This is a genomic window from Komagataeibacter europaeus LMG 18890, from assembly GCF_000285295.1.
In the GTDB taxonomy this organism is placed as follows: domain Bacteria; phylum Pseudomonadota; class Alphaproteobacteria; order Acetobacterales; family Acetobacteraceae; genus Komagataeibacter; species Komagataeibacter europaeus.
Genome location: NZ_CADP01000277.1, coordinates 1 through 1530, shown reverse-complemented (window position 1 = coordinate 1530; position 1530 = coordinate 1). Strand labels below are relative to the sequence as shown.

The window sequence follows — 1530 nt, the reverse complement described above, 5'->3', positions numbered from 1 at the left end:
CTGTTGATTTTCACTGAGAACTGACCCGGGTAGGGCGGAAATTTTCATCGAGATTTGACCCATGCCTTCACACTCCCCGGCAGCATCTGCTGGGAGTTTGAGGAGTGATTGACATGGAGCTTCTGAGTGTGATCCGTCGGTGGCACTGCCGGGATCATCTTCCGATCCGCGAGATCGAACGCCGGACGGGACTGTCACGCAATACGATCCGGAAATATCTCCGGGCACAGAGTATTGAACCGCGGTTCCAGGTACCCGAACGTCCCAGCCGACCGGACCCGTTTGCTGACAGGCTGAGGGGATGGCTGGTCCTGGAAGCCGCCCGATCCCGCAAGAACCGGCGTACGGCGCGACGACTGCATGAAGACCTTGTGGCGCTGGGTTATGATGGGTCCTACGGACGGGTGGCCGCTTTCATCCGGCAGTGGAAACACGAACAGCCCAGGCACGCCAGACAACGGGTCGGGGTGTTTTCGTGCCCCTGTGCTTCCAGCCTGGGGAAGCCTTCCAGTTCGACTGGGGCGAGGACTGGGCGATAATTGCCGGGCATCGCGTCAAGCTGCAGGTTGCCCACACCAGACTGTCCTTCAGCCGCGCCTTCAGAGACTATCCTGAATTTTGTGCGGTGTGGTGATAAATTGCTCGAAGAGGAGCCCCCGCATGAGCATTGATAAAGACCTCCTGGACCGCCTGGTGGAAGGACGTTCACCCGGCGACCTGTTTGGCAAGAACGGCATACTCTCGGAATTGACGAAGGCTCTGGCGGAGCGAGCGCTTAACACGGAGATGACTCTTCACCTTGATGAGGAACGCGCCGATGGTGCACCTGACGAGGGTAATCAGAGGTGATGTTGTGGACGGCCCCCGCACGAAATGTGCGAGGATGAAATCGTCACCGTCTACAACGCATGGAGCCATGTGTGGACGGCCCTGACGATGCAAGTGGAAAGTATGATTTTGGTGGTCGGGTGCAGCCATGTGTCCGGCCTGTTTGCGCAGCCCGGGGGCTGCTGGCCCTGATGAAGTCCGCGGATTGGATTCCTGATCACCTCTGCGCGCTTTTGCTGCGCTTGGTCCCGTCGGGTTTATCCTCTCCCCGGCCTGACCGGTTCGCCATCATATATCACCACTCCGCACATTCACCTTCGTCGCTTCTGGTGTTCGACGAGGGCAAATCTCTGAATTCTTTCAGGCGCTCCTGGCGCTGTATGCATTGCCCGTTGTGAGAAGTGCCCAGACAATCCTGGCAGTCTTGTTGGCGAGAGCGACAGATACGACACGCGCCGCCTTCTTCTCGAGCAACTTTGCGGCCCATTGACGACTGGCGTTTTCCTTGCGTGCAAGACGGATCACCGCCGTGGCGCCCAGCACGAGCAGGCGTCTGAGATAGCTATCCCCCTGTTTGCTGATGCCAACCTGTCGTTCCTTGCCACCACTGCTGTGACTTTTGGGCGTCAGACCGAGCCACGCAGCGAATTGACGGCCTGACCGGAAAGTCGAGGCATCCGGAACGGCCGCGACGATCGCGCT

Annotated in this window: 2 protein-coding genes and 1 pseudogene; 2 read left to right on the top strand and 1 reads right to left on the bottom strand. The window is 59.0% G+C overall.

Annotation, left to right across the window (positions count from 1 at the left end):
- Positions 1-113 precede the first annotated feature (113 nt).
- A pseudogene (locus GEU01_RS25430) lies at positions 114-613 on the top strand (IS21 family transposase); the annotation flags it as partial.
- A gap of 47 nt (positions 614-660) precedes the next feature.
- Positions 661-849: a hypothetical protein gene (locus tag GEU01_RS21665; protein WP_019087663.1), complete on the top strand. Its 189-nt coding sequence runs from the start codon at positions 661-663 to the stop codon at positions 847-849.
- A 339-nt stretch (positions 850-1188) separates the two neighbouring features.
- Here the strand turns inward: GEU01_RS21665 and GEU01_RS21655 are convergent.
- On the bottom strand, positions 1189-1530 hold a 342-nt coding region (locus GEU01_RS21655; RefSeq protein WP_019087478.1), incomplete at its 5' end, for an IS110 family transposase.